Origin of the sequence: Burkholderia sp. 28_3 (assembly GCF_003253915.1) — a bacterium.
GTDB classification, from domain to species: Bacteria; Pseudomonadota; Gammaproteobacteria; order Burkholderiales; family Burkholderiaceae; genus Burkholderia; species Burkholderia cenocepacia.
In genome coordinates this window covers 92,025-112,434 of the sequence record NZ_QKZF01000021.1, presented here as the reverse complement: position 1 = coordinate 112,434, position 20,410 = coordinate 92,025, and the positions used below count along the sequence as shown (strand labels likewise).

Sequence of the window (20,410 nt, the reverse complement as noted above, 5' to 3'; positions counted from 1 at the left end):
AGAAGCGATGTTTCGCACTGATCAAACGACGGCCGTCACCTCGATTCCGGTGCCGGCCGCAGCAGGCACGCCAGGATATTTCACCGGCGGCAACCCCGCGACTGGGCAGGCTGCGACGATCTTAGACGCCGACTGGTTGAACATGGTGCAGGAAGAGCTCATGAGCATCTTGGCCGCCGCCGGGATTGCGCCGAGCAAAACAACCTACAACCAGGTATCTCGAGCAATCCGTTCGCTTCAAGGCGTGCGCACTTTGCTTGCCGACACCGGATCGGCAAATGCATATGCAGCTGCGAACCCGGTCCCGATGGCCGTGCTGCCGGCTTCGGCTGGCGTGGTGCAAATGATCGAGATCGCACATACCAATACTGGCGCGTCGACATATGCACCGGATGGGTTGGCTGCAGCACCGATTTTCGGCCTGAGTGGTCAAGCGCTGAGCGGGGGGGAACTGGTTGCGAATGGTGTCGCAACCTTGATGTCCTTCGTTAGCCCGCTACTCAATGCGGGGGCGTTGTGCTGGATTCTGCTTGATTGTGTGGGAGGAAAGTTTACCGGGGCGATCCCCGGGCAACTCCTAAATGTCCAGCGCTTCACAGCGAACGGCACTTATACGCCCACGCCTGGCACAAGCAAGATCATCATCGAGATGGTCGGCGGGGGGGCCGGTTCGAACAGTTTGGCCGCTCCCGGATCCGGAAACTACTCGTTGTCGGCCGGAGGCGGCTCTGGCGCGTATGCCAAGTTTCAGATGACCGGCGGTTTTTCTGGCGGTATCCCTGTGACCATCGGCGGCGGCGGGGGAATTGGGTCGAACGGTGGCACAACCTCATTCGGATCGGTCATGTCTTGCGGCGGCGGCATTGCTGCCGCTCCGCTGTCGGCATTGAGCCATGCGAGCTATCCGACAGCAATCACCGCAGAAGCATCAGCCGGCTCTGCATCGGCGTTGAGCTCCGGAACGCTGCTTTCGATTTCTGGTGGTCAAGGCACGCCGGGTATCAGCACGAACAACGGGATCTTGGGCGGCGCGGGTGGCTCTAATCCGCTCGGTAATGGGGGAGCCTCTCTTGGCGCAGCTGCGAATGCAGTTCAAGGTCAAGGGTTTGGCGCAGGCGCAGGTGGTTGCTGTACGGACGCAAGCGCGAGCAATGTTGCTGTTGCGGGCGCCGGTGGATTGCCTGGCGTCCTCATCGTCTACGAATACGCGTAAAAGGGCGAAAATATGTCGATCTACGCATGGATCCAGAACGGCAAGGTCGCGGAAATCATTGAGCCGATGCTCGACGATTCTGGAATGGAAATCCCGATCTCGACTCGCTTCCCGGCGCAGCTCGTTGCCGAATTTGTTGATGTAACGAATGTCCCGGGGGCAACTGTTGGTTGGACGTGCACGAATGGCATCGTATCGGCGCCAGCTGGCCCTACGCTTGCACAAGCACAGGCGGCCCAGAACGCGCTCATCGATTCTGAATATCAGAGCGCAATCACCGAGCCGGTGTTGTACAAGACGGCCGGTGGCATGACCAAGACATTCCAGGCGGATGATGGGAGTCAGAAGATTCTCATGCAGACGACTCAGGGATATGCGATCACTGGATCTGTGCCGGCGGCCTTCTACTGGGTGTCGTCCGACAATACCCAGGTTCCGTTCACCCTCGCCGATCTTCAAGGCCTGTATCAGGCTATGCTCGATCAAGGTTGGGCGGCCTTCCAGCATAAGCAAGCGCTCAAAGCTCAAATCGGTATGGCGACGACTGTCGCCGCTGTTCAAGCTGTTACCTGGTGATAGGCCAATGAAAATCGTCCGTAAAATTCTCATCGGTTTGGTGAGCATGGCGCTTGCTTTGACGATGCCGGCGTATTCGCAGGTGTCCTTTGTCCCGGGGCAGCTACTGACTGCGGGCCAACTGAATTACGCATTTTCCAATGTCCTCACGCTCTCTGGTGGGGCGCTCACAGGGCCCCTGACTGTACCGGCGATCTCCAGTGCCAACGCGACTATCACGGGCGGCTCTATCACTGGACTCTCGGCCCCGATTCCGGTTGCTTCGGGCGGTACAGGTTCAAACACGGCTTTGGGCGCAGCCAGTCAGCTGCAATATCGGGCATCGGTTACGGGGAGCGTCGCTCGCAGTTACCAGAGCAAATTCGCCGAGACAGTGAGTGTGCTGGACTTCGGAGCAGACCCGACAGGAGTGGTAGACAGCGCGCCGGCCTTCCGGTCAGCCATTGCGAGCAACCGGCGAGTTCTCGTTCCCCCTGGCACGTACTTGTTCTCGTCAACTCAGACAGCACCGTGCTGCGCCTTCGATCCGCCGGCGGTATTGGTCCAGTCTCAAAGCAACTTCGAGATCGATGGCTATGGGGCGACGATCACGATCGCTAATAGCATTGCCGGTCCAACACCGGTATCGGCGTTCCATTTCGATAAGGACAGCAATTTTGTGGTGTCGGGCCTGACGATTCAGGGCAATCGTGCCGGCCTGAACGCTAGTCAGGAGAATGTCGGGATTACGATCTCGAGCGGCGTAAACTTTGCGATCCGAAGCATTCACTACACGGGCGACTACAGCGGAGCCGGCACGGCAATCGCGGGCGACTGGTGGGTGAACGGCGTCATTGAGAATCAGACGTTAGACGCTGGCGGCCAATGCATGGATGTTGCATATCTGCAGAACGTCCGTATCAACGGATTCCATGCAGTTGGCTCAGGGAACGGGACGACCATTTCATCGTCATCGCCGGGTATCAAGTGTTTCAGCGTGATTGTTGATCCGCCGAACGCGAGCAACAACAATACTGGAGTGGCATTTACCGCGACCAATGGCGTTACTTTGACCGGCTTTGACGCATCAAATTTCAATACCGGTGCGTACGTCACTACCGGTAGCAATTACAGTTTTTCTGGGAATCGCTGGCACGACAATCCGGGCTCCGGTACGACTCCTGGCTACGGCATGTACATCGTAAATAACAACGCGGTCAGCGCAGGTGCGCCACCGATGTTTGTGAACGTCGCCGACACATTCGAGAATAACGGGGCAACGGTTGCCGGCGCGGGAGTGATGCTCGATACCTCCGGCGCGAATGCGGGCGACGTTACGACCGGCATCAACATTTCCAGGTCCGTATTTCACGGCAACAAAGGCGCAGCGATCGCGGCGAATACCACCAGCAATTTTGCAGACATCAAAGTATCTGGGAACGTCTACAGCGGCAATACGTCGATCCTTAATGCGAATGCCGCCACGATCGCAGGCAATACCGATGTTGTGAACTATTCGACATCAGGAAGCCTGGGGTCGAATACGCAGGTGATCGCCGGAACGAATGGGTATCTGCTGGGGAACATCGCCTCTGGGGCGATACCCGGGGATGGGACCGCCAACGGTGCGAGCGTCTTAGGATGGAATGCCTCCGGAAGCCAGGGTGAAACGGATTTTATCAACGCGAAAGGTGCAGGAACTGCAGGTGGGTTTAGCTGGTACACCTGGAACGGCACGACGAAGACCTTGATCGGTAGTTTGTCTCCTGCGGGGAATTTTTCGTCGATTGGTACCGGAGCGATGCCTCTCTTCAGTGTCGGCGGAACAGGGGTGAACGCGCCGCACATGGTTCAAGGCACCGTCGCGCTGTCGTCCGGCTCTGCGACCGTCACCCTCTCCGGGGCGGCAACCTTCACTTCGTCGTCTTCCTATACCTGCACTGCGAACGATACGAGTGCCGGGAATGCGGTAAAGATCAGCCAAAGCTCGGGCACGTCGATTACTTTCTCGGGCACCAGCACTGATTCCGTACAGTTTTTATGCGCAGGTAGCTGATTCAGTTCTCGTAAGACTATGCAGAGCCACCTTCGGGTGGCTTTTTCATTTCCGGGGGATGAATGACCGACAACGTATCGGGGAACGCGCGCGTCGAAGAGCGATTCCGCGCAGGTGAGAAACGCTTTTCGAGGCTCGAGCGACGTATCGACGCCAGTGACGAGGCCGTGAAGGAGCACCTTCAAAGACAGGACGAGAAGATCGACTCGATCGTCGCGTCAGTCTCAAAAATCCAGACGAACACGCAATCGATGGTCGACACGTGGGAGGGCGGCGCGCGGGTCGTTCGTGCGTTGTGCCGGCTCGCTGACGCATGGCGATTCCTCGTGCGGCATGTTGCCGGTCCGACGATCGCGTTCGGCGCGGTCGGCGTGATCGTCTTTCGCTACATGAGGCACGAGCCGATTCCCGATTGGGCGAATGCGGTCGTGAAACTTCTTCTGGGCTGACCATGACACCACAAACGCTTTCCGCCGCGCTGCAGATCCCGATCGCATCCGCGACGCCATGGGCCGATCCGCTGTCGGCCGCGATGGCGCTGTATGCGATCGATTCGCCGATGCGCCAGGCTGCGTTTCTCGCTCAGTGCGGCCACGAGTGTGGCCGTTTCCAGTGGCTCCGCGAACTTTGGGGGCCGACGCCGGCGCAGCGCGCGTACGAGCCGCCGGCGACGAAGGCGGTTGAGCTGGGCAATACGCAGCCCGGCGACGGGTTCCGGTACCGCGGCGGCGGTCTTCTCCAGATCACTGGCCGCTACAACTTCCGCGTGATGGGCCAGAAGATCGGCGTCGACCTCGAGGGCAATCCCGACCAGATCGTGCAGCCGAGCGTGGCGGCCGAGGCGTCTGCCCAGTTCTGGGCGGATAACGCCTTGAGTGCGTTCGCCGACGCTGGCGATTTCCTGTCGATCAGCCGCGCGATCAATTTCGGCAATCCGCGCTCAACTGCCACGCCGAACGGCATGCCCGATCGCCTCGCGCTCTGGGATTCCTGCCGGGCAGCGCTCGGCATCGCAATTTGACCCGCCGCTTCGCGGAATTTTTAGGAGAAAAACCACATGACCCCGTGGATGAAATTCATCGCAGCTGTCCTTCTGTTCGGCGCCTGGCTCGCGCTGGTGCTGCTGCATTATGTGCCGCCCCAATCGTTGGTCGACGCGATCGGTTACACGCTGGCCGGCCTCGGCGTCTATCACGCCACGGCCGGATCGGTTGGGCCGATTGTGACCGGACTGACCGGGACGGCCGAACTCGGTAGTGGGGAGCCGTTGAAGCCCGCGTCGCAGACGGCGGACATCTCCGTTTCGGGTACTGCATCGCCGATTCCGCAGGCGGCCCCGGCGCCGACGATCCAGTGATCCGCGGCGCGATCGCGGTATGCGCATGTCTTGCGTTCGCTGGCTGCGACTCGCTTCGATATGCCGGCATTGCCCGATACGAGGTGTCGCCGCTGGTCGACGCCGCCGGCGCGCCGTCCGGCTGCTGCGTGTTGCGCGTCTGGAACGGTAAGCAGATGGCGACCGTCGAGGCGACGTTTGCGCATCAGTCCGACAACAGCTATTCCATCTCGCTCCGCGAAACCGACGTCGAAGCATTCGCAGGGCAGGCCACCGCCGCGTCAGCGGCATCCGATGTCGTCGGCGCGGCAACTTCCGCCGCGGTGACGGCGCTCAAGTCCCTCAAGTAAGGAAACTCCCATGAAGCGTTTTTCGATGCTGCTCGCGGCAGGTGTTGTCGCGTCCGTTGCGCTGCTCAGCGCATGTTCGTCGTTTTCCGTGCAAACGCCCGCACAGGTCGCCTCGAAGGTGTGCCCGTTGCTGCAGGCCGAAATCGGCACGCTGTCGCGGGCCGGCGTTTTCACCGGCGGTGCGGCGGTCACGCTGAACGAGAAGATCGCCCCGAATGTCGATGCGGTCTGCGCCGCCGGTGCGTCCGTCACGCAGGTCAGCGTGCAGTCGATCTCGTCGGCGGTCACGCCGCTGCTCATCACGGTCGTGAAGGCGTCCGGGCTGTCGCAGTCCGATCAGGTGACCGCGGTGCTCGCAATCGGCACGATCAAGGGCATGGTCGACGTGGCGTTCCCGCCTGCGACGGCTACCGCACCGGCACCTGCATCGCCCGTTTCCGTGGCGCCGGCAACGCCGAACGCGATGACGACGTTTCATTCCGGCGACGTGCTCGCTGCGGACGATCTGAACCGCAATTTCCGGGCGCTCAACAAGCGGCTCGAAACGCTCGAAGATCGGCTGCAGCCGGTCGAGATCGACGGCTTCTTGCGCGCGGTGCCGGCAGTCAATTACCCCTCGACGGCGCTCGCCGGGGCGCCGCTGTGATGAAGCCCCTCCGCGTCGCCCTGAGCGGTAGCGGTTTTCGCCTCGGCGCGCATCTCGGCGCGCTGCAGGCGATCGAGGATGCTGGCTACAAGATCGTCGAACTCGCCGGTACGTCAGGCGGGTCGATCGTCGCCAGCATGTACGCGAGCGGCGTGCCGCTCGACGTGATGCGTCAAATGCTGATGGAGATGGACTGGTCGCGGATGATGAGCTTTTCGCCGTGGACGCTGATCCGGCGCCAGGCGCTATGCAGCGGCGAGGCCCTGCGCGAGTATCTGATGGGCGTGACGAGCGGGAAGACCTTCGCCGAGCTCGAAATCGATCTGAAGGTGATCGCGACTGACTTGTTGAGCGAGCGCGAATTCCAGTTCTCGAAGACCTCGACGCCTGATGTCCCGATCGCGCTGGCCGCGCGCGCGAGCGCGTCGATCCCGATCGTGTTCGTGCCGGTATCCGTCGCGGGTGGCCTGTTCGTCGACGGCGGCATGTGCGACAACATGCCAGTCAGCGACCTGACGGTCGACGACGTACCGCGGGTCGGAATCTTCCTCGAGTCCGACGATTCTCCGCTGCAGCCTGGTCGATATGGAATTGCGACGCTCGCGCCGCGGATGATCGACGTCATGCTCGCATCGAACGAGGATACGCATTTCGCGCTCGACCAGATGACGGGCGCAGCGTTCGTGCGAGTGCCGACGGGCTATGCCAGTTCGTTCGATCGGCATATGACCGTCGCGACGCGACAGCGCCTGTATGACGACGGCTATCGAGCAACGGCCGGAGCGCTCTCGGAGATGCTTGCCGAGGCGCAATGATCATCTAGACTTCCTTCGTTACGGCGGAGGTCTGAATGGGAAATCCCGAGGTTGATTGGAAGAGGGCGCCAAAGAACGCGCGCTGGTGGGCGATGGATGCCAACGGTACCGCGAATTGGTTCCTCGCGCCGAACGTAGCGGCCTATACGGATTTCTGGTTTTCGGAGCCGATCCCGGCGCCGACGTTCGGGTTTATTGGCGACTGGCGCACGAGTTTGACTGAGCGACCAGCCTGATTGAGGGGTGTGGATTTTTCTGCCTTCGCACGCGTGGTCACTGTACGCTTTTACAGCATTGACGAATGACGAAACCCGCATGGCGTCAGGGGTCTGCGGCCTGTCAACTGATTATGCGTACAGTGGAATCGGCCTTCAAACCCGGTTAGGGGCGTCAGACGCTCCTGGGTAGGTTCGACTCCTGCTGCCTTCCGCCACCTCGTTTTTCTCTCGACTCGGCATGCTTCGGACTGCGCGCGCCCGCGTCGAGCGCCCGCATCGCGCAACGGCCGCGACCGCGCAAACTTGATCGGGAAAAGCACTAGAAGTGCGGGAATTATTTCCCGGCTATAGTGAAATGACTGAAGGTAGACGCGCGCGTTTTTGCCGATACCGTTCAGGTCATGACTGTAGACGGGTGCTGTATGAAAAATAAAATCGAAAAGACCGCCGGACCGATCTGGGGTGTGGCTGCAGGATTGTTTCTCGCGGCGGCAGGGTTGAGTCTCGGCATCTTCCCGCAATCCTTGCACGGCTCGGGAAGCGCGAACGACTTCATGGCGTCCGGCGTCGCGATGCTAGGCGTTTTCCTCGTCGTCTATTCCACGCACGAACTGCGAAGAAAGCGCTCGCATTGAGCGCACGCGTGCCGCTGATCCACGAAAATCGACTCGAGTTCGCCGGCTGCGCGTGCATGCGTTCGCCGCCGATGCCTACGCTTTACGGATTTCGTGGTTGTAGACGAGTTCGACGATGCGTTTCGTCGGGATGCTGGCGCGCAGCGCATCGACACCGTCGATCGGAAACCATTTGCATTTCTCGATCTCGTTGTTCGCTTGCGGTGTCTGGTCCGGGCCGACTTCCGCGAAGAACACGTGATGGATTTTTGCGAGCCCGGTGAACTGCATCGAGTACACGAGATGCTGGCCGGTCACACCGGTTTCTTCGCACAACTCGCGATGCGCGGCTTCGAGCGGCGTCTCCCCACGCTTGATCGTGCCGCCCGGTAGCGCCCAGCGCGACGACGCACGCGCGACGAGCAGGACTTGCTCGTCGCGGTAGCAGACGACGGTCGCGCGTTCCTTGATCGGGACGGCGCTCGTTTCGGCGGAGGGGTTGGGCGCTCGCGTTTGGGGCATGGAGCCATTCTAACCAGCGCGGATCGATCGGCCAAGGCAGCCTGACCCGATTTGACGTTCGCGGACGACGGTCGAACGACGCGGCCCGTCATGCGTGCCGCGCCGTCATGCGGTTCGTGCCGCGTTTGCCTTTACTTCTTTTCCGGCAGGAACCAGTTCATCACGAGCGCGCAGATGCCGCCCGTCGCCACGCCCGATTCCAGCACGTTCTTCAGTGCATGCGGCAGGCTGTTCAGAATGTCCGGCACCTGCGACACGCCGAGGCCGAGCGCGAGCGACACCGCGATGATCAGCAGCGCACGGCGGTCGAGGTGGACGCCCGCGAGGATGTTGATGCCCGACGCGGCCACCGCACCGAACATCACCATCGCCGCACCGCCGAGCACCGGCTCCGGCACCGCCTGCAGCACGCCGGCGACGACCGGGAACAGGCCGAGCACCACCAGCATGCCCGCGATCCAGATGCCGACGTAGCGGCTCGCGACGCCGGTGATCTGGATCACGCCGTTGTTCTGCGCGAATACCGAGCTCGGGAACGTATTGAACACGCCGGCCAGCAGCGAGTTCGCGCCGTTGACGAGCACGCCGCCCTTGATGCGCTGCATCCACACCGGCCCTTCGACCGGCTCGTTCGAGATCTTGCTGGTGGCCGTCACGTCGCCGATCGCTTCGAGCGACGTGACGAGATAGATGATCAGCATCGGCACGAACAGCGCCCACGAGAAGCCGATGCCGAAGTGCAGCGGCGTCGGGACCTGGAACAGCGCGGCCTGGTGCATGCCGGTGAAATCGAGGCGGCCGAGGAACGCGGCCGCGAGGTAGCCGATCGCAAGCGCGATGACGAGCGCGGTGCTGCGCACCCAGACGACCGGCACGCGGTTCAGCAGGATGATCGTGCCGAGCACGAGGCCCGACAGCGTGAGGTTCTCCGCGCTCGCGAACGTGCCCTTGGCCATCGCGCCGTAGCCGCCGCCCATGCTGATGAGGCCGACCTTGATCAGCGTGAGGCCGATCAGCAGCACGACGATGCCGGTGACGAGCGGCGTGATCAGGCGTTTCACGAACGGCAGGATGCGCGACACGCCCATCTCGACGAACGACCCCGCGATCACGACGCCGAAGATCGCGGCCATCACGGTCTCGACCGGCGTGCCTTGCTTGACCATCAGGCTGCCGCCGGCGATCAGCGGGCCGACGAAGTTGAAGCTGGTGCCCTGGACGATCAGCAGGCCGGCGCCCAGCGGGCCGAAGCGCTTGCACTGGACGAAGGTGGCGATGCCGGAAATGACGAGCGACATCGACACGATCAGGGTCGTATCGCGGCTGGACACGCCGAGCGCCTGGCAGATCAGCAGGCCCGGCGTGACGATCGGCACGATGATCGCCAGTAGGTGCTGCAGCGCGGCGACGAAGGCGACCATCGGCGCCGGCCGGTCGTTCGGGCCGTAGACGAGGTCGCGGGCCGATTCTGCGGCGTCGGCGCCATGGGAGGCGGATTGGGCGGAGGAGGCGGGTTGCATGGCGAGCGGGCCGGACAAGGTGGAAAGTGCGGCATTTTAGCCGAAGGGCCCGCCGGCGCCGCCCGGCCGTGCCGCAATAGTCGACGGCGGCCGGCTGGCGTGAGCCGCGCGACGTCAGCCCGCTGCGCGCGTTGCTTTGCCGCGCGTCGTCGTGCGTGGCGGGCGCGAATCCGGATACGCGCGCTGGCAGACGGCGATGACCGCATCGCGCAGGCGGCGATGCACGGGGTCGCCGTGCATGCGCGGATGCCACAGCGCGGACACCAGGATCGCCGGCAAGCGGACCGGGATCTCGAAACTGCGCAGCCCGAGCGCGTCGGTGAGCCCCGGCGAGCACGCGTTGCCGAGGCTCGAGCGCGGCACCAGCGCGACCAGGTCGGTACTGGCCGCGACACGCATCGCGTCCGGATAGCCCGGCACGACGACGTGCACGGCGGGGCCCGGGCCGGCCTGGCCGGTCGAGTCGTCGGCCGGTCCGTCGAAATCGCCGAACTGGGCCGCGATGACGTGACGGCAGGCTGCATAGCGCGCGGGCGTGATCCGGGCCGACGCGAACAGCGGATGCCCGACGCGCGCCACCGCGACGTGCCAGTCGTGAAAGAGCATCCGCGTGTGCAGCTCGGGCGCGTCGTCGCCGCGCTTGCCGATTTGCAGGTCGACGGTGCCGTCGCGCAGCGCTTGCGGATCGCTGTCGAGCTTCGGGACGAAGCGGATACGCACGTGCGGCGCGACGTCGGCCAGCGCGGCCACGACCGGGCCGGCCAGCATTTCCATGAACGACGCGGCCGCCCGGATCGTGAACGTGGCCGTGAGCGTCGCGAGGTCGACGTCGGCCGTCGCCGGCCGCAGCACGGCGCGCGCGTCGCTCGCGACGGCATGCACGCGGTCGCGCAACGCGGTTGCGTGCGGGGTCGGCACGAGCCTGCGCCCGGCGCGCACGAGCAGTTGATCGCCGGTGGCGGCGCGCAGCCGCGTGAGCGTGCGGCTCATCGCGGACGTGCTCAGGCCCAGCCGGCGCGCGGCGCCGGTCACGCTGCTCTCTGACAGCAGCGCGTCGAGCGCGGTGACGAGGTTCAGGTCGATGTTTTCCATGTGGACAGGATACGCCACTGCGAGGCGTGACATGGCGTTCGATGCAACGATGGATTGCATTCGGTGCGTCTGGCGCCTGTCGTGGTGCCCGCCTATAGTGGGTGCATGACGAACACGGTAAACGCAAAAACCATGCAATCGACTGAATCGAATCGACGCAACGCGCCCGCGATCCTCCTCGTCGCGGCGTCGCGCGGCCTCGGGCTCGCGATGGCGGAGGCCTTCCTGAACAAGGGCTGGAACGTGACGGGGACCGTGCGCGCAGAATCGGGGCGCACGCAGCTGCACGAGCTGGCCGAGCGGTTCGACGGCCGGCTCGAGATCGGCACGCTCGACATCTGCGCGCCCGCGCAACTGGCCGCGCTGCGCGAGCGTCTGGCGGGCCGGCGCTTCGACATGCTGTTCGTGAACGCGGGCACGACCAACGATCCGAACGAAACGATCGGTAAAGTGACGACCGACGAATTCGTACGCGTGATGATCACGAATGCGCTGGCGCCGATGCGCGCGATCGAGACGCTGCAGGATCTGGTGACCGACGACGGGCTGATCGGCGCGATGTCGTCGGGGCAGGGCAGCGTCGCGAACAACGTCAGCGGCATGCGCGAGGTCTATCGTGGCAGCAAGGCCGCGCTGAACCAGTTCATGCGCAGCTTCGCGGCGCGTCAGGCCGATACGCGCCGCGCGATGGCGCTGATGGCGCCCGGCTGGGTCCGCACCGAACTCGGCGGGCCCGACGCACGCCTGACCATCGACGAAAGCGTGCCGAGCCTCGTCGACGTGCTGCTCGCGAAGCGGGCGCGGCCCGGGCTCGAATACCTCGACTATCTGGGGCACACGGTGCCGTGGTGAACAGGTGGCTGACCGCGCGCGGCCAGCCGGGAGATGACGTTGCGTACGCAACGATTGCGGGGAGCGCCGACGTGCGCGTCGCTGCATCGCACAACCGACCGCGCTTGACACCAGCGCGTTGCCCGCCGTAAATTGCGCAGGCAGATCTAGATAAGAGACTATCTGTAAGATGGTCTCTCCATGCGTCGATCGCATCTGCAATGTCGGGCCTCTTACAGAACAAATATACGGAGGCCGATTGTGCAAACGATCGCGGTCAAGCTTCATGGCATTGAAGACGTCATCTCCTTTCTCGACACGCGCCCCGGTATCGCGGGCAGGGCGGGACTCGTCTGGTGGCTGTCGCTCGGCGGGCTGTTTCTCGACGCATTTTCCAACTCGGCATTGAGCGCCGGCCTCGGGCCGATGACGCACGAATTGCATCTGTCGGCCGCGCAGGTCGCATGGATGACGTCGTTCGCGTCGTGGGTCGCGATCGCGTTCAACCCGATCGGCGGCTGGATGGCCGACCGCTGGGGCCGCGTGCGGCCGCTGATCGCCGCGAAGCTGCTGTCGGTGATCGGCGCGCTGCTGGTGGTGTTCGCGCCCGATTTCAATACGATTCTCGCGGGCCGCTTCTTCGTCGGGATGGCGTACGGCATCGACTTCGCGATCGCGATGGCGATGCTCGCGGAATTCACGCCGGGCCACCTGAAGAGCCGACTCAATACCTGGCAGGGCATGTGGTACACGGCCGTGTGCCTGAACCTGCTGCTCGCGCTGCTGTTTCATGCTTGGCAGGTCGGCGATTCGATCTGGCGCTACTCGGTGGCGGCGACCGCCGTGTTCGGCGTCGCGATCCTCGCGCTGCAATGCGCATTCCTCGTCGAAAGCCCGATCTGGCTCGCCCGCAAGGAGCGGCTCGACGAGGCGGCGCGCGCGATGACGCGCATCTACGGGCAGCCATTCGTCGCCGCGCCCGCGCATGAACGTACTCCCGTCGTCAATCCGGCCACGCGCGGCCTCGCGAACGTGCTGCTGATCTTTCGCGGCGTCTACCTGCCGCGCACGATCCTGGCCGCGACCGTGCAGATCGGCCAGTCGATCGAATACTTCGCGATCGGCTGGTACCTGCCGCTGATCAGCGCGGCGCTGTTCGGCAAGGACTTCGTCTACGCGACGCTCGGCGCGCTCGTGTTCAACCTGTTCGGGATCGTCGGCGGCTTCTCGTCGTCGGCGGTCGGCCGCCGTGTCGGGCTGCGTCGCGCGTCGGCGTTCGGCTTCGCGGCGGTCTGCGTGATGCTGGTTGCGCTCGGGTTGTTTCATGCGCGCATGCCGCTGTGGCTGTCGGTGGTCGTGCCGTCGCTGTTCATCCTGTTCCACTCGGCCGGCCCCGGCGCGAACGGCAAGAGCCTGTCGTCGCTGTCGTTTCGCGGCGAATTGCGCGCGGGTGCGAACGGCATCGTCGGGGCGCTCGGCTCGATCGGCGCCGCGCTTGGCCTGCTGGTCTTTCCGCTGTTTCGTGCGCGCTACGGCCTCGAACACACGTTCCTGATCCTCGCGATCGTGCCGTGCGTGGCCAGCGCGATCTGTTTCGCGATCCGCTGGGATCCGACCCGCACCACCGTCAATCCCGACAACGAACCCGACGCGCCGCACTTCGGCGACGCCGCGCGCGCCACGTCGGCCTTCCTGAAACCCGCCATCGAGAAAACGCAGCGATGACCGAATCCCGAAACGCCATTCTCGCGATCGACGAAGGCACGTCCGGCACGCGCGCCGCGCTCGTCGACGCGAGCGGCCACGTGTCGTGCCTGGAATACCTGCCGCTGTCGGTCGAGAGCCCGCAGCCCGGCGTCGTCGAACAGGACGCGAACGCGATCCTCGACAAGACGCTCGCCGTCTGCCGTGCGACGCTCGCGCAGGCGCATCAACAGCACGTGCGCATCGTCGCGCTGGCGCTCGCGACGCAGCGTGCGACCGCCGTGCTGTGGGACACGCGGACCGGGCGCGCGCTCGTGCCCGCGATGGTCTGGCAGGACACGCGCCATGCGGCCGAGCTCGACCGTCTCGCGGCCGACTGGAACCGCGTGCTGGTGCCGCAGGTCGGCCGGCCGGCGGGGGTGCGCTCGCCGTATCTGTGGGCCGTGCACCAGTTGCGTACGTCGCGCGCGGTGGCCGATGCGCATCGCGCCGGCCGTCTCGCGTTCGGCACGATCGACACGTGGCTGCTGTGGCATCTGTCCGAGGCACGCGCGTGCATCACGACGCCGACCAACGCGACGTCCGCCAGCGCGTACCTGCTCGGCGAGCATCGCTATTTCGACCCGTGGCTCGACGCACTCGGCTTTCCGCGCGAACTGCTGCCGGCGCTGCGCGAGGACGCCGACGCGTTCGGCCACACGCGCGCGGACGTGCTCGGCATCGACGTGCCGATCCTCGCGTGCGCGGGCGACCAGTTCGCGGGCGCGGTCGGCCTCGGCTGCGTCGAGCGCGGCCAGGCGATGTGCGTGCACGGCACCGGCAGCTTCGTCGATCTGCTGACGGGGACGGCGCGCCCCGACGCCGGATCGCATGCGCAACCCGGCCACGCGCACGACGGCACGCTGGCGATGACCGCGCGGCGGCACGGCGGCGTGTCGCATTACTCGCTCGAAACCTTCGTCGCGACGACCGGCTCGGCGTTGCGCTGGGTCTGCGAAAAGTTGCGCTGGTTCGACGACCCCGCGCAGATCAGCGCGCTGGCTGGCACCGTGCGGTCGGCGCGCGGCGTGACCTTCGTGCCGGCGCTCACCGGCCTGCGCGTGCCGAGGATGGAGCCGAACGCGCGTGCGCTGCTGTCAGGCATCTCGATCGCGACGACCCAGGCCGAGGTCGCGCACGCGGTGCTCGAAGGCATCGCGCATTCGGTCGCGTCGTGCATGGAGGCGAACGAGGCGGTCGCGCGGGCCGGCGTGTCGGAGCTGATCGTCGGCGGCGGCCTCGCGGGCAGCGACACGCTGCTGCAGATCCAGGCCGACGTGAGCGGCGTGCCGGTGCGCCGGATGCGCGACGGCGATCGCGCGAGCCTGCGCGGCGCGGCGTTTCTCGCGGGCGCGTCGGGGTTGCTGTGGGAATCGCTCGAGGCGGCCCGTGCGACGCTCGTCACCGACGCCGTCTTCGAACCGTCGATCGATGCGGACAGCCGGCAGCGGCGGCGCGCGGCCTGGCATGCGCGGATCGCGTCCGAGCTCGCGCACGCGGCCGATTTTGCTCATGCGTAAGCACGGAGAACGACCAGCATGATGTTTTTGCCATCCAGAAAACCCCGCACGGACCGGGCCGGCATGACGGCCACGGAGCCGCTACGCGTGAACCGCGACGAGCATCTGGCGCGACTCGAGACGGATACGTTCGACGTACTGATCGTCGGCGGCGGCGTGACGGGCGCTTACGCGGCGTTCGACGCGAGCCTGCGCGGGCTGCGCGTCGCGCTCGTCGAGAAGAGCGATTTCGCGTCGGGCACGTCGTCGAAATCGTCGAAGATGGTGCACGGCGGACTGCGCTACATCGAGCAGGGCAATCTCGGGCTCGTGCGCCATTCGCTGCTCGAGCGGCAGCGGTTGCGGCGCAACGCGCGCCATCTCGTGCAGCGGCTGCCGTTCCTGTTCCCGGTGATGGAGCGCGAAGGCGTGTTCGACCGGCGTCTCGCGAAAGCCTTCGAAAGCCTGCTGTGGACCTACGACATCGCCGGCGGCTGGCGCGAGGGCATCCTGCACCAGAAGCTGACCAAGGCCGAGGTGTTGTCGCATTGCCCGACCTTCAACGAAACCTACCTGACGGGCGGCTTCCTGTACTTCGACGCGCGCGTCGACGATGCGCGCCTGACGCTGAACCTCGTGCGCACGGCCGCGTTTCATGGCGCGGCGGTGGCGAATCATGCACGCGTGGTGGAACTGACGCGCGACGGCCACGGCAAGGTCGACGGCGCGATCGTGCACGCCGACGGCCGCGAGCGGCGCGTGCGGGCACGCGTGGTGGTGATGGCGACCGGCGTGTGGCTGCGCGACTGGACCGGGGCACGCAAGGGCGACGCATCTGGATTGCAAGTGCGGCCTGCGAAGGGCGTGCACGTCGCGATTCCGTGGCTGAAGATCCGCAACGACTGCACGGTGACGATCCCCGTGCCGGGCCGCAACCGCCGCGCGACGATCACGCGCTGGGGCAACGTGTCGTATCTCGGCACGACCGACGAGGACTACGACGGCGATCTCGACGACGTGCACTGCACGCGGCAGGAACTCGATTTCCTGCTGGAAGGCGCGCGCTCCGCGTTGAAAGTCGACCTGAGCGCGGACGACGTGGTCGGCAGCATCGCCGGATGCCGGCCGCTCGTCGGGCCGCCCGGCGGCAAGACGATCGAGATGAAACGCAATCACGAGATCCATGTCGCGCCGGACGGCCTCGTGACGATCGTCGGCGGCAAGCTGACGACGTCGCGGCACATGGCCGAGCAGACCATCGATACGGTCGGCAAGCTGCTCGGCCGCCGCACGCGCTGCCGCACGAAATCGGCGTACCTGCTCGGGGCGGCCGGCTACGACCCGCAGGCGATCGTCGCATCGGGCGGGCTCGCCGCGCATCTCGGCGAACGCTACGGCACCGAGGCGCGCTTCGTCGGCGACCTCGCCGATGCGACGCCGTCGCTGCTCGCGCCGATCGTCGAAGGGCTGCCGTACAGCGAAGCGGAAGTGCTCTATGCGGTACGCCACGAATTCGCGCGCAGCGTCGACGACGTGCTGTCGCGCCGCACCCGCGCGCGGCTGATGGCGCGCGACGCGTCGGCACGCGCCGCGCCGCGCGTCGGCGCCATCCTTCAGGCGGAGCTCGGCTTGTCCGACGCGGCCGTCGCCAGCCAGGTGCGCGACTACGTCGCCGCCGTCGCACTCGAAAAAGCCATCCTCATCGGAGAAAACGGATGATCAGCAAGGAAGCCATCAAGCGCGGCTACAACCGCGGCAACTACGTCGTCGGCGCGCATACGCCGCCGCCCTACGCACTGAACCTGCCCGCGACAGGCGGCGCGCCTGTCGAGGCCGGCATGCAGCTGGCGCCGGTCACGGTATCGCCGCAGCAGGTCGACGCGCTGCGCGCGGTGGCCGACGAGGTGCTCGTGCAGCCGGCCGACGTCGTCGCGTGGACGCGCGACTGGTGGGCCGCGTCGATGGTCGCGGAGACGGGCGGCCGGCCCGCGACGCCGCACGCGGTCGTCGTGCGCGTGTCGACGGTCGAGCAGGTGCAGGCCGTGATGCGCATCGCACACGCGGCGACGCTGCCGGTCACGGCGTCGGCCGGCCGCAGCAACGTGACGGGTGCGGCGCTGCCGGTGCGCGGCGGCATCGTGCTCGACGTGTGCGGGTTGAACCGGCTGGTCGGCGTCGACGCCGAGAGCCAGATCGTCGACGTCGAAGCCGGCATGTTCGGCGACGTGTTCGAGGCCACGCTGCAGCGCGAGCACGGGCTGACGATGGGGCACTGGCCGTCGTCGTTCGGGATCAGCACGGTGGGCGGCTGGATCGCGTGCCGCGGCGCGGGGCAACTGTCGACGCGCTACGGCAAGATCGAGGACATGGTGTTCGGCATGGACGTGGTGCTCGCGGACGGCAGCCTCGTCACGCTGGGCGGGTATTCGCGCGCGGCGGTGGGCCCGGACCTGCAGCAGTTGTTCATCGGCAGCGAAGGCATGCTCGGCATCATCGTGCGTGCGCGCCTGAAGCTGCATCGGCTGCCGGACTACGGCCGTGCGCTCGCGTACGGCTTCGACACGTTCGCGGCCGGCCTCGACGCGTGCCGCGAGATCCTGCAGCGCGGCGCGAATCCGGCGGCGCTTCGGCTCTACGACGCGCTCGAGAGCGGCGTGCAGTTCGGCCTGCCCGACACGAACGTGCTGCTGATCGCCGACGAGGGCGCGCCGGAGATGGTCGATGCGGTGATGGCGATCGGCGCGCGCGTCGGCGACGCGAGCGGGCACAAACTCGATGGCGACGCGATCTTCGAGAAGTGGCTCGACACCCGCTACCTGACCGGCAAGAGCGCGGAAGGCTTCAAGCGCAGCCCGGGCTTCGTCGCCGACACGCTGGAAATGTGCGGCCGCTGGCGCGATCTCGCGGCGATCTATCGCGACGTGGTGGCCGCGTTGCAGGCGGTGCCGGGCACGCTGGCCGGGTCCGCGCACCAGTCGCATGCGTACGCGGACGGCGCGTGCCTGTATTTCTCGCTGCGCGGCGACGTCGCGGTGGCCGAGCGGGCCGCGTGGTATCGCGCGGCGTGGAACGCGGCGAACGCGGTGCTGATCCAATACAATGCGGCGTTGAGCCATCACCACGGTGTCGGGCTGTTGCGTGCGCCGTACATGCGCGATTCGCTGGGCACCGCGTTTCCGGTGCTGCGGGCGGTGAAGCGCGCGCTCGACCCGAAGCATATCCTCAACCCCGGCAAGCTCGGTCTCGGCGACGAGACCGGCCCGCACGTCGACCGGTAAACGTCATGGACAAGTCGCTGGGCGCGCGTCTCGCCCGTCATCCCGTCATCGCCACGCTGTACGGCGTCGAGCAGGCCGACAGCTTCGTCGACAGCGCGGCCGAGGTCGGCATCGTCGCGAACGTCGACCTGCGGCGCTTGCAGGCGGTGGTCGCGGCGCTCGCCCGGGCCGGCAAGTTCGTGATCGTCAACATCGACAGTTGCGACGGGCTGTCCCAGGACAAGGGCGGCGTCGAGTATCTGGCCGATATCGGTGTCGCGAGCGTCGTGTCGACGCGCGTCGCGACGATCCAGCGCGCGAACCGCGCGGGGCTGATCACGATGCAGAAGGTGTTCGTGACCGACCGTTCGACGTGGCCGCGCAGCGTGAAGGCGATCGAGCAGAGCGATCCGAACCTGGTGCAGCTGATGCCGGCGCCGATGCTCGCGCACCTGAGCGAAGCCGACCGGCAGGCGCTGCCGCCGATCGTCGCGTCCGGATTCGTCGGCAATGCGGACGACGTGCGCAGCGCGCGGCGGCACGGCGCGGTCGCGGTATCGACGAGCGACAGCGCGTGGTGGAATTTCGACCCGTCGGCGTGACGGGCTTGTGTCGAACCTGGAGCCCAGCATGAACGAACCCTATCTGCAGGTGATCGCGCATTACTTCGCAAAACCCGGCAACGGCGACCGCGTGGTCGAACTGCTCGCGGAACTCGCGCCGGCCACGCGCGCCGAGCCCAAGAACCTCGACTACGCGTATTTCCGGTCGCCGGAGCATCCCGACCACATCGTGATCCTCGAGCGCTACCGCGATGCGGACGGCCTCGACGCGCATCGGGAAACGCCGCATTTTCAGCGGATCGGAATCGGGGCGATCATGCCGTTGCTCGATCGCCGCGACGTGTCGCGCTACATGGTGCAGCCGGACACCGGCACGGCGACGCCACCGGGAGGCACCCGATGAATCCGTTTCAATTCCGTACCGTGCCGACGCAGATCGTCGAATTCGGCGCTGCGCGCCGGCTCGGCGCGCTGTTGCGCGAACGCTTTCCGGCGCTCGCGCGGCTGTGCGTCGTCACCGATGCGTTCCTGCATCGCAGCGGCGTGCTCGCGCCCGCGCTGGAGAGCCTCGCCGCGCACGGCTGGCAGGTCACCGTGATCGACGACGTGATCGCCGATCCGCCCGAGCACGTGGTGCTGGACGCGACCGAGCGGGCCGTCGCGGCCGATGCCGAGATCGTGCTCGGCCTGGGCGGCGGCTCGTCGATGGACGTCGCGAAGCTGATCGCGGTGCTCGCGCCGGGGCAGCAGGCGCTGGCCGACATGTACGGCGTCGACAAGGTCGCGAGCGCGCGGCTGCCGCTCGTGCAGATGCCGACCACGGCCGGCACCGGCTCCGAGGTCACGGCGGTGTCGATCGTCACGGTCGGCGAGGCGCGCAAGATGGGCGTCGTGTCGCCGCATCTGTTCGCGGACGTCGCGATCCTCGACGCGGAACTCACGCTCGGCCTGCCGCGCGCGGCGACGGCCGCCACCGGCATCGACGCGATGGTGCATGCGATCGAGGCGTATACGTCCGCACGGCTGAAGAATCCGGTCTCCGACATGCTGGCCACGCACGCGCTGACGCTGCTGTCGCGCAACCTGCTTGCCGCGTGCGACGACGGCCGGAACCGGCACGCGCGCGAAGCGATGCTGGTCGGCGCGATGTTCGCGGGGCAGGCGTTCGCGAATGCGCCGGTCGCGGCCGTGCACGCGCTGGCCTATCCGGTCGGCGGGATCTTCCACGTGCCGCACGGGCTGTCGAACGCGCTGGTGCTGCCGCACGTGCTGCGCTTCAATGCGCCGGCCGCCGCGCCGCTGTATGCGGAACTGGCAGCCATCGTCGCGCCGTCGGCCACCGGCAGCGACGAGGCGAAAACGCATGCGCTGATCGCCGAGATCGACCGGCTGATCGTCGCGACGGGCATTCCGCGCACGCTGCGCGAAGTCGGCATCGGCGAGGCCGATCTGCCGAGGATGGCGTCGGACGCGATGCTGCAGACGCGCCTGCTCGTGAACAATCCGCGCGAGGTGACCGAGGCAGACGCGCTGGAGATTTACCGGCAGGCGTGGTGAGACGGCGGGCGGTGCAGCACATC

General features: G+C 66.0%; 22 protein-coding genes. 19 read left to right on the top strand and 3 right to left on the bottom strand.

Annotation, left to right across the window (positions count from 1 at the left end; all coding sequences use genetic code 11):
* The first annotated feature begins 7 nt into the window (after positions 1–7).
* From DFS13_RS40020 to DFS13_RS31485, 11 genes are all read left to right on the top strand, one after another.
* Positions 8–1,213 carry a hypothetical protein gene (locus tag DFS13_RS40020; protein ID WP_134163177.1) on the top strand — a complete coding sequence of 402 codons (1,206 nt, stop codon included), beginning with the start codon at positions 8–10 and terminating at the stop codon, positions 1,211–1,213.
* Positions 1,214–1,225: 12 nt separating this feature from the next.
* Entirely contained in the window at positions 1,226–1,789 is a 564-nt protein-coding gene (locus tag DFS13_RS31520) for a DUF4376 domain-containing protein (RefSeq protein WP_111442565.1), read from the top strand.
* Positions 1,790–1,796: 7 nt separating this feature from the next.
* Positions 1,797–3,824 (top strand): glycosyl hydrolase family 28-related protein, encoded by a 2,028-nt coding sequence (locus DFS13_RS40015; protein ID WP_134163176.1) that lies wholly within the window; start codon positions 1,797–1,799, stop codon positions 3,822–3,824.
* Positions 3,825–3,886: 62 nt separating this feature from the next.
* Positions 3,887–4,273 (top strand): hypothetical protein, encoded by a 387-nt coding sequence (locus DFS13_RS40970; RefSeq protein ID WP_241308670.1) that lies wholly within the window; start codon positions 3,887–3,889, stop codon positions 4,271–4,273.
* 2 nt (positions 4,274–4,275) lie between these two features.
* Positions 4,276–4,845 (top strand): glycoside hydrolase family 19 protein, encoded by a 570-nt coding sequence (locus DFS13_RS31515; RefSeq protein WP_241308669.1) that lies wholly within the window; start codon positions 4,276–4,278, stop codon positions 4,843–4,845.
* A gap of 36 nt (positions 4,846–4,881) precedes the next feature.
* On the top strand, positions 4,882–5,181 hold the full coding sequence (locus DFS13_RS31510; RefSeq protein WP_111442563.1) for a hypothetical protein: 300 nt from the start codon (positions 4,882–4,884) through the stop codon (positions 5,179–5,181).
* An 83-nt stretch (positions 5,182–5,264) separates the two neighbouring features.
* Complete coding sequence (locus tag DFS13_RS31505; RefSeq protein ID WP_134163175.1) at positions 5,265–5,510, top strand: hypothetical protein; 246 nt, start codon at positions 5,265–5,267, stop codon at positions 5,508–5,510.
* 10 nt (positions 5,511–5,520) lie between these two features.
* A complete protein-coding gene (locus tag DFS13_RS31500; protein ID WP_111442561.1) occupies positions 5,521–6,156 on the top strand; it encodes a hypothetical protein in 636 nt (211 codons plus the stop codon).
* Positions 6,156–6,971 carry a patatin-like phospholipase family protein gene (locus DFS13_RS31495; protein ID WP_111442560.1) on the top strand — a complete coding sequence of 272 codons (816 nt, stop codon included), beginning with the start codon at positions 6,156–6,158 and terminating at the stop codon, positions 6,969–6,971. The genes DFS13_RS31500 and DFS13_RS31495 overlap by 1 nt, the downstream gene beginning before the upstream one ends.
* A 35-nt stretch (positions 6,972–7,006) precedes the next feature.
* Positions 7,007–7,207 (top strand): hypothetical protein, encoded by a 201-nt coding sequence (locus DFS13_RS31490; RefSeq protein WP_111442559.1) that lies wholly within the window; start codon positions 7,007–7,009, stop codon positions 7,205–7,207.
* Positions 7,208–7,611: 404 nt separating this feature from the next.
* Positions 7,612–7,824, top strand: a complete 213-nt coding sequence (locus DFS13_RS31485; protein WP_006488812.1) for a hypothetical protein — start codon at positions 7,612–7,614, stop codon at positions 7,822–7,824.
* A 75-nt stretch (positions 7,825–7,899) separates the two neighbouring features.
* Here DFS13_RS31485 and DFS13_RS31480 read toward each other — a convergent pair whose 3' ends face one another.
* The 3 genes from DFS13_RS31480 to DFS13_RS31465 form a co-directional block, all read right to left on the bottom strand.
* Positions 7,900–8,325, bottom strand: a complete 426-nt coding sequence (locus tag DFS13_RS31480) for an NUDIX hydrolase (RefSeq protein WP_006488849.1) — start codon at positions 8,323–8,325, stop codon at positions 7,900–7,902.
* A gap of 131 nt (positions 8,326–8,456) precedes the next feature.
* On the bottom strand, positions 8,457–9,845 hold the full coding sequence (locus tag DFS13_RS31475; RefSeq protein ID WP_034178302.1) for a nucleobase:cation symporter-2 family protein: 1,389 nt from the start codon (positions 9,843–9,845) through the stop codon (positions 8,457–8,459).
* Positions 9,846–9,959: 114 nt separating this feature from the next.
* Positions 9,960–10,937, bottom strand: coding sequence for a LysR substrate-binding domain-containing protein (locus DFS13_RS31465; RefSeq protein WP_006488825.1), 978 nt, complete (start codon positions 10,935–10,937; stop codon positions 9,960–9,962).
* A 132-nt stretch (positions 10,938–11,069) separates the two neighbouring features.
* On the opposite strand from DFS13_RS31465, the gene DFS13_RS31460 reads away from it, so the two are divergent.
* The 8 genes from DFS13_RS31460 (at position 11,070) to DFS13_RS31425 (ending at position 20,387) form a co-directional block, all read left to right on the top strand.
* Positions 11,070–11,789 carry an SDR family oxidoreductase gene (locus tag DFS13_RS31460; protein ID WP_111442558.1) on the top strand — a complete coding sequence of 240 codons (720 nt, stop codon included), beginning with the start codon at positions 11,070–11,072 and terminating at the stop codon, positions 11,787–11,789.
* A gap of 240 nt (positions 11,790–12,029) precedes the next feature.
* Complete coding sequence (locus DFS13_RS31455; protein ID WP_111442557.1) at positions 12,030–13,493, top strand: MFS transporter; 1,464 nt, start codon at positions 12,030–12,032, stop codon at positions 13,491–13,493.
* Positions 13,490–15,031: an FGGY family carbohydrate kinase gene (locus tag DFS13_RS31450; protein WP_111442556.1), complete on the top strand. Its 1,542-nt coding sequence runs from the start codon at positions 13,490–13,492 to the stop codon at positions 15,029–15,031. Before DFS13_RS31455 ends, DFS13_RS31450 begins: the two co-directional genes overlap by 4 nt.
* A gap of 18 nt (positions 15,032–15,049) precedes the next feature.
* Entirely contained in the window at positions 15,050–16,729 is a 1,680-nt protein-coding gene (locus DFS13_RS31445) for a glycerol-3-phosphate dehydrogenase/oxidase (protein ID WP_006492899.1), read from the top strand.
* Positions 16,726–18,288, top strand: a complete 1,563-nt coding sequence (locus tag DFS13_RS31440) for an FAD-binding oxidoreductase (protein ID WP_111442555.1) — start codon at positions 16,726–16,728, stop codon at positions 18,286–18,288. Before DFS13_RS31445 ends, DFS13_RS31440 begins: the two co-directional genes overlap by 4 nt.
* Before the next feature lie 5 nt (positions 18,289–18,293).
* Positions 18,294–18,869, top strand: coding sequence for a glycerol-3-phosphate responsive antiterminator (locus DFS13_RS31435; protein ID WP_006488888.1), 576 nt, complete (start codon positions 18,294–18,296; stop codon positions 18,867–18,869).
* Between the two features lie 28 nt (positions 18,870–18,897).
* A complete protein-coding gene (locus DFS13_RS31430; RefSeq protein ID WP_034202541.1) occupies positions 18,898–19,233 on the top strand; it encodes a putative quinol monooxygenase in 336 nt (111 codons plus the stop codon).
* Positions 19,230–20,387: an iron-containing alcohol dehydrogenase gene (locus DFS13_RS31425; protein WP_006495922.1), complete on the top strand. Its 1,158-nt coding sequence runs from the start codon at positions 19,230–19,232 to the stop codon at positions 20,385–20,387. The genes DFS13_RS31430 and DFS13_RS31425 overlap by 4 nt, the downstream gene beginning before the upstream one ends.
* Positions 20,388–20,410 lie beyond the last annotated feature (23 nt).

What these genes read in the sequence shown, in the direction of transcription:
- DFS13_RS31430 (WP_034202541.1), top strand. Translation starts at nt 18,898, where the DNA reads ATGAACGAACCCTATCTGCAGGTGATCGCGCATTACTTCGCAAAACCC.
- DFS13_RS31485 (WP_006488812.1), top strand. Translation starts at nt 7,612, where the DNA reads ATGAAAAATAAAATCGAAAAGACCGCCGGACCGATCTGGGGTGTGGCT.
- DFS13_RS31425 (WP_006495922.1), top strand. Translation starts at nt 19,230, where the DNA reads ATGAATCCGTTTCAATTCCGTACCGTGCCGACGCAGATCGTCGAATTC.
- DFS13_RS40970 (WP_241308670.1), top strand. Translation starts at nt 3,887, where the DNA reads ATGACCGACAACGTATCGGGGAACGCGCGCGTCGAAGAGCGATTCCGC.
- DFS13_RS31440 (WP_111442555.1), top strand. Translation starts at nt 16,726, where the DNA reads ATGATCAGCAAGGAAGCCATCAAGCGCGGCTACAACCGCGGCAACTAC.
- DFS13_RS31480 (WP_006488849.1), bottom strand. Translation starts at nt 8,325, where the DNA reads ATGCCCCAAACGCGAGCGCCCAACCCCTCCGCCGAAACGAGCGCCGTC.
- DFS13_RS31475 (WP_034178302.1), bottom strand. Translation starts at nt 9,845, where the DNA reads ATGCAACCCGCCTCCTCCGCCCAATCCGCCTCCCATGGCGCCGACGCC.
- DFS13_RS31435 (WP_006488888.1), top strand. Translation starts at nt 18,294, where the DNA reads ATGGACAAGTCGCTGGGCGCGCGTCTCGCCCGTCATCCCGTCATCGCC.
- DFS13_RS31465 (WP_006488825.1), bottom strand. Translation starts at nt 10,937, where the DNA reads ATGGAAAACATCGACCTGAACCTCGTCACCGCGCTCGACGCGCTGCTG.
- DFS13_RS31500 (WP_111442561.1), top strand. Translation starts at nt 5,521, where the DNA reads ATGAAGCGTTTTTCGATGCTGCTCGCGGCAGGTGTTGTCGCGTCCGTT.
- DFS13_RS40020 (WP_134163177.1), top strand. Translation starts at nt 8, where the DNA reads ATGTTTCGCACTGATCAAACGACGGCCGTCACCTCGATTCCGGTGCCG.
- DFS13_RS40015 (WP_134163176.1), top strand. Translation starts at nt 1,797, where the DNA reads ATGAAAATCGTCCGTAAAATTCTCATCGGTTTGGTGAGCATGGCGCTT.
- DFS13_RS31450 (WP_111442556.1), top strand. Translation starts at nt 13,490, where the DNA reads ATGACCGAATCCCGAAACGCCATTCTCGCGATCGACGAAGGCACGTCC.
- DFS13_RS31445 (WP_006492899.1), top strand. Translation starts at nt 15,050, where the DNA reads ATGATGTTTTTGCCATCCAGAAAACCCCGCACGGACCGGGCCGGCATG.
- DFS13_RS31495 (WP_111442560.1), top strand. Translation starts at nt 6,156, where the DNA reads ATGAAGCCCCTCCGCGTCGCCCTGAGCGGTAGCGGTTTTCGCCTCGGC.
- DFS13_RS31460 (WP_111442558.1), top strand. Translation starts at nt 11,070, where the DNA reads ATGCAATCGACTGAATCGAATCGACGCAACGCGCCCGCGATCCTCCTC.
- DFS13_RS31490 (WP_111442559.1), top strand. Translation starts at nt 7,007, where the DNA reads ATGGGAAATCCCGAGGTTGATTGGAAGAGGGCGCCAAAGAACGCGCGC.
- DFS13_RS31520 (WP_111442565.1), top strand. Translation starts at nt 1,226, where the DNA reads ATGTCGATCTACGCATGGATCCAGAACGGCAAGGTCGCGGAAATCATT.
- DFS13_RS31515 (WP_241308669.1), top strand. Translation starts at nt 4,276, where the DNA reads ATGACACCACAAACGCTTTCCGCCGCGCTGCAGATCCCGATCGCATCC.
- DFS13_RS31510 (WP_111442563.1), top strand. Translation starts at nt 4,882, where the DNA reads ATGACCCCGTGGATGAAATTCATCGCAGCTGTCCTTCTGTTCGGCGCC.